The organism is Chishuiella sp. (genome assembly GCF_032109125.1).
GTDB lineage: Bacteria > Bacteroidota > Bacteroidia > Flavobacteriales > Weeksellaceae > Empedobacter.
In genome coordinates this window covers 1-6,543 of record NZ_DAMCLZ010000027.1, presented here as the reverse complement: position 1 = coordinate 6,543, position 6,543 = coordinate 1, and the positions used below count along the sequence as shown (strand labels likewise).

The window sequence follows — 6,543 nt, the reverse complement described above, 5'->3', positions numbered from 1 at the left end:
CCTTTTCAGATTATCCCAAATTTTTGCGTAGTCCCCAACTTTTGATACTGATCCCAATTGTCTTATTTATAGATAGTTGACTTTTTTTGTTTCTCAAAAGTCCGACATTAGTCCGATTTCTACTTCAAAATTTATTTCTTTCAACAAAAACAAATATAATAAAAGTTCTTCATTTACTTGTAGAATCCACTATTATACTTACCTAACTTCTAAATTGAGTCAAAGCAAATTGTTTTGTAAGTTTCTATAGAGATGTTGCTTCTAAGTAATATTACATTTTTGTTATTTTATTAAAATTACGTGAAACCGTAAATTAAATTGGAATAATATTAATATTTTTAAATGTTAAAGAAATATTAAAAAAAATATTATTTTTGATAATTCCATCCTTTTAAAAATGAAATGGTTCTCTAAGGATAAAAAAAATGATTGAAATATTCAATCGGGTTAATATTAATAAAACAATTAAAAAGAATAACATGTCAAGAATTTCATTAATTGCAAATTCGAGTATACAATATTATAAGTTTTCAGGAAATGTTGAATTAGATTTCGGAAAACATAATAAATTATTTTTTCATCAACCTTTTGATAATAATTTACTTGATTTTATTTATGATCCACTTTTTAGGGTTAATGTTGATGATAATGAAATGTTTTTTCGAAAAAATGAACTAATTGAAAAAGATTTTATTATAAATGATAAATTAAAAAGTGATGTAAATTTAGACGACTGTAAAATAATAACAGATTATTATGAAATATCTAATCTAAAAAAAGTTCTTAAGCATTTTAATGAAAAGTGGATACCTATTCCTTTTTTCAAAGATAACGCTATTAATAAGGATTTAACTTTTCCTACGGATTGGGTTAGATTGTATTTAACATGTAATGATGATTTTACAAAAGTAGAATTTGTATTAGCAATAGATACAAGCTTAGCCAAAAATGAATATGACAATACAAGCCCACAACTAAGCTACAATCCTGAAGAAAATATATATAAATTAAACTTTGAAGAAAGTTTAATAAGTAGTTTCTTATACAATGAAGATAGTCAAACACAATGGATTGAAAGTTATATTGCAGATGTCTTTTATTCTAAAAATGAAGACCTTAGATATGAGCAACCTTTAAAACAATATTTAGCGCATTATTTATTATTATTAAAATGGTTATCAAGGGTAACAGATCTTCCTGAAATACAGTTATTCACAGATGACACAAAAAAAATCCCCGTTGATTTAGTTGTTGATGTTGGAAATTCTTCAACGTGTGCTTTATTATTTGAGAATGAAAATATTGAAGGTTTTCAATTTGATAAAGTAAAAAAATTAATTATTCAGGATTATACTCATCCTCATATTGAATACAATAATCCATTTCCGATGAATTTAATTTTTAAGGAATCAAATTTTGGAGAAATAAATAAAGAAAAATATCATAATAACAAATTCGTAATTCCAAGTTTTATTAGAATAGGCTTTGAAGCTGATGAAGTTATTAATAGCAAAGGGATAAATCTTGACTTAGGTTATGAATTAAAAAGTTATAATTCGAGCCCTAAACGATATTTATGGGATGAAAATCCGTCTGTACAAGAATGGGAGTTCTTTCCTGATTATACAAATAGGATTAAGAAAGTTTATTTGAATGGAATATCAGAGCAATTAAATGCAGATGGATCTCTAACTAGAGAAGGGCAAATATTTGGTTCTAAATCTCTTTTTTCTAGAAATAGTTTGATGAAATTCGTTTTCTTAGAAATGCTAATACATGCGTATGTTCAGATAAATTCGTATAAATTTAGACAAGAACATGGTAATTTAACTATTCCAAGAACTTTAAGAAGAATTACAATTTCTTGTCCTACCGCAATGATACAATACGAGCAGTTAGCATTGAGAGAGGCAGCTGAAGACGCTTGTAAACTTCTTAATAATTATGTGAATTTCTATTTTGATACTGATGAAAATAAATTTTGGTTTGAACTTCCTGAAATTATACCATCTATAGAAGATATCAAAAAAGATAACACACAGTTAGAAGATCGTAAAGACTGGATGTATGATGAAGCAACCAATTGTCAACTTGTGTTTTTGTATAGTCTAATTTCTAAAAAATTTAAAAATAATCATTACATCATTTCTAATTATGTTTTTCATAACAAAACCAATTTAACAGTAGGATCTATAGATATAGGAGCTGGTACTACTGATATTATGATTGCAGATTATTCACTTAATAAAGAGCATAGAACACTAGAATTAGAGCCTAAACCAAAATATTGGGATAGTTTTAAAATAGCTGGAGATGATTTGTTAAAAGAAATAATTCAACAAATAATTATTGAAGGCTCTATAAATCAACCTAATGACGAAGGTTCTACAGGTGTGATAGAAAATCATGCACTAAAATTAGGAATAAAAAATGTATCAGATAAACTAAATGGTTTTTTTGGTGCTGATAGTAATAAGATTGGATATTTAGGGAAAATGATGAGAAAAGGATTCATTCATCAAGTAGCCATTCCAATAGCAATTTATTATTTGGATCATGCAAACAATAAAGAAGTTGAAGTTAAAACGTTCGAAGAAATAATAGGTAAACCATTTGTTAACAAAGATTTAATTAATTATTTTGAAAAACATTTTGGGTTTGATTTCTTAGATATTAAATGGACTGTTCAACCAAAAAAAGTCGACCAAATTGTAGCTTCAGTTTTTGATGGATTAGTCAAACAATTATCTATTGTTCTTAATCATTATAATTGTGATTATATTGTTTTATCAGGAAAGCCTTCGTCTTTAAATAGCACCGAAAATCTATTTCTAAAGTATTTGTCAATAACTCCGACAAATTTAATCAATTTGAATACATTTTGGATAGGAAAGTGGTTCCCATTTTCTGATAACAAAGGGTTTGTTGAAGATGCAAAGACAATGGTAACTGTAGGGTCTATGATTTCATTAACTGCAAGTAGATTAAAAAATCTTGATGATTTAAAATTAAATATTGAAACACTAAAAAATGAAATAATATCTACTGCCGATTACATTGTAAAAAAAGAATTTGATGGTACAGAAATATTGTTAACACCTAAAATTAACCAACAAACTATACAAATAGAAAAGCTACCTTATCAAATAGGTTATTCAAAATATGAAAGTAAAAACTATCCAGTTTCAAATCTTTATAATCTAAATATAGACGAAGAATACATTCAAGAAAAATTGCTAAATAATGAACTTGAAATAAGTAAAATTAAATCTAAGATTTTTGAAAATTTGCCATTAAAAATCGAGATTACCAGAGAGTATGAAGAGTCAAAGGAAAAAATAAAGATTGAAAATATAGAAAATAAAGAAGGAGATAGCTTATCGATAAAATATTTCAAATTAACACCTCAAACTCTTGGAAATGAAAACGAATACTGGCTGGATACCTGTGAGTTTACTTTAGGAATTAGAAATAATTAAAAATGAAAAATTATTCAGAACACTTTATAAATACTATTAAATCTGGTATAGAAAACAATATTTCTATAGTAGATAAACTAATTGATTGGACAAATAATCACCTTCGCTTTGAAGAACGTGACAAAGTCTTATTAAAATTAAAAAATTCTAAAAATATATTTTATAGAATACAAGAAAATATTGATGCTAAACCTGTTATGGCAGTGTTTGGAGGCAGTCAAGTAGGGAAATCTTATTTAATAAAAAACTTATTAAGTTCTGAAGGTCAACCATTTTTAATAAAAAATAAAAATATAGATTACGATTTCTTAAAAGATATCAATCCACCAGGAGTAGGGGCAGAAAGTACAGGTGTTGTAACTCGTTTTACAATTGATCAAAATCAGAAATTCGAAGATTATCCAATTCAGATAAAACTACTTACAGCAAAAGATATATTAATTATTGTTTTAGATAGTTTTTATTTGGATCTTAAAAAGATAAAGAAATATTTATCATTAGATGAATTAAATCTCCATTTAGAAAGTTTAGAAAATAATTACAAAGACTCAAAACAATTTTATTTAACTGATTTTGATGTTTTAGAAATTAAGGAGTATTTTGAAAACCATTTGTCTAAACATAGTTTATTATTTGAAAGTCTGAATGAGGTTAAATTTTTTGAAAGAATAGGAACTATTATTGACGGTTTTCAACCAGAACAATGGCTAAATATTTTCAATGTTTTGTGGTTAAATAATAATCATCTAGATAATTTATACACTTTATTGATAACAACTTTAGGTAAATTAAATTTTTCTAAAATTGCTTATATTAAATTTGAAGAAGTATTAAGAGGAGAAGGAGAAATTTTAGACGTACAGCGTTTAAAAGAACTAATTACATCTACAAAATTAACTCAAATAAAAACTGAAGAAGGAGATACAGTTTCTATATTACAGTCTTTAATAACGGCATTAACTTCAGAATTAATTTTTTCAGTTCCAAAAGAATTAGTCAATGATAAACAATTTCTTTTAGAGTCAGACTTATTAGACTTTCCAGGAGCAAGAAGTAGACTTTCGGTAGATTTTGAAGATATTGATGAACAAGTGATTCCTGATATGCTTTTAAGAGGAAAGGTTTCCTATCTTTTTAATAAATACTCAGATAATTATAGTATTAATAATTTATTGTTTTGTACAAGTGACAAGCAATTAGATGTCAATGAAATTCCATCTTTACTTTATAATTGGATTGTAAATAATATCGGAGAAAATAAAATAGAACGTACAAACTCTCTAAAAGAAGCTGTAGTTCCACCTTTGTTTGTAATTTTTACATTTTTTAATAATCAATTAAAGTTTGACATTACAAATGATTTAAATTATAATGAAGATCTTAACACATTAAACTATAAATGGGATACTAGATTTAATCGCTTTTTTAAAAATGAAATTGTTACCCAAACTAAAAATTGGGATGAGGAATGGACTTTAATGAACAGCTATTTCCAAAATTTTTATTTATTAAGAGATTACAAATATTCTTCAGATACTTTTGATGGTTTCGAAACTCAAGGAACAGAAAATAATGTAAAAATTGAAAGATTAGATTATTTAGAAGCTTTAAAAGAGTCCTTTGTAAATTTTGATTTTACTAAAAATCATTTTAACAATCCTGTTGAGATTTGGGATGAATCTACAAGTATAAATTTAGATGGATCCCAAAGAATAATTCAAAATCTTAATTTAGTTTCAAATAATTATTCCAAAACAAACTATTATTTAGGTAAATTAAACGGACTAATAGATGAGTTGAAATCTTTTCTTTCGACTTTCGTTCAGACTGATGATATTTCTGTTCTTAGGATAAATAATATGAAAAATGTAAATAATTTTCAATTTTCATTTAATACAATTCTGACTAAAGATGTCAATTCTTTTAATTCATTTTTGAAAAACTTTCATTCAGAACCAATTGAAAATTATAATTTGTTAAATGAAAATATTGTCATAGACTCCTCAAATTCAAATAGAGAGTCTTTTGATCAAAATAATATTTTGCTCTTACAGTATCCAGAGCTTAACAATGCAAAATCTTATGAAGAAGTAGTAGATATATTGAAATCAAATTTGTGGTTATCAACAAATGAAGAAGTAGATGAGTTTTTGCTTAAACAAAATATTGATAAACAGAAATTATTTTCTCCTAAAATATCTAAATCTAAAACAGAAATTTATATACAACTTTTATTAGATCATTGGACAACAAAATTAGAAGACATATCTAATTATCAATATTTTGTTTCGAATGGTTTGCCACAAAATAGCATTAGTTTTATAACAAATCATTTTATTTCTATTATTAAAAATAGGAAGATTGAAAATAAATTACTTATCGTAATGAATGAAATAGTTTCAGAAACAGAAAGTAATAGAGGTGTTGAAGAGTTTTTGTCAGAATTATTTTCATTAATAATAAATAACATAACAATCAATTTTGATTTAGATTTTTTATCAAAAGAAGAAATAGCGAATATAAATTCTTTACCTAATAATAATCAGTTCACCAATTTTAATAAAAAATCGAAGGTACCTGACAATGATATATCTAATCTGTTTAAAGATGATATTTTAATCAATTCCGAAGCTATTGTACTCGAAAAATATAATAAATGGATAGAATTTTTGAGAATATCTTTATTAGTAAATTCTGGATTTGTTAACTATGATGAACAAGCTAATTCTGAATTAAAAAATTATATACAGAACTTAACAAATTATCAACTAACATATGAATAAATTTTACGAGATAGCTATAGATTATTATTTGCCATTATCTCATGATAATAATTATCTTTTTAATCACTACGATAGAATTACAAACTTTTTAACATTCAATATTGATCAACAATATCGTAATTTATTAGCCAAACCGATTAAAAGTGGTTATAACTTGGAGTGGTTTTCTATTTATCCGAATCTTATAAATGCTCAAGGTTCACAGTATGAAGAATTTGCTTATGGAAAGTGTAATCTTCCCCTTGTTAAGAACACTTAAAAGTAGAGTTTTTATTTAATAT

General features: G+C 25.3%; 2 protein-coding genes. Both read left to right on the top strand.

The window, feature by feature from the left end; translation table 11 throughout:
• Positions 1 to 479: 479 nt before the first annotated feature.
• Complete coding sequence (locus RT575_RS15430; protein WP_313582024.1) at positions 480 to 3,479, top strand: virulence factor SrfB; 3,000 nt, start codon at positions 480 to 482, stop codon at positions 3,477 to 3,479.
• 2 nt (positions 3,480 to 3,481) lie between these two features.
• The gene (locus RT575_RS15425) at positions 3,482 to 6,262 is read left to right on the top strand and encodes a virulence factor SrfC family protein (protein ID WP_313567232.1); all 2,781 of its coding nucleotides are present in this window, start codon (positions 3,482 to 3,484) and stop codon (positions 6,260 to 6,262) included.
• The last annotated feature ends 281 nt before the right edge of the window (positions 6,263 to 6,543 follow it).

What these genes read in the sequence shown, in the direction of transcription:
- RT575_RS15425 (WP_313567232.1), top strand. Translation starts at nt 3,482, where the DNA reads ATGAAAAATTATTCAGAACACTTTATAAATACTATTAAATCTGGTATA.
- RT575_RS15430 (WP_313582024.1), top strand. Translation starts at nt 480, where the DNA reads ATGTCAAGAATTTCATTAATTGCAAATTCGAGTATACAATATTATAAG.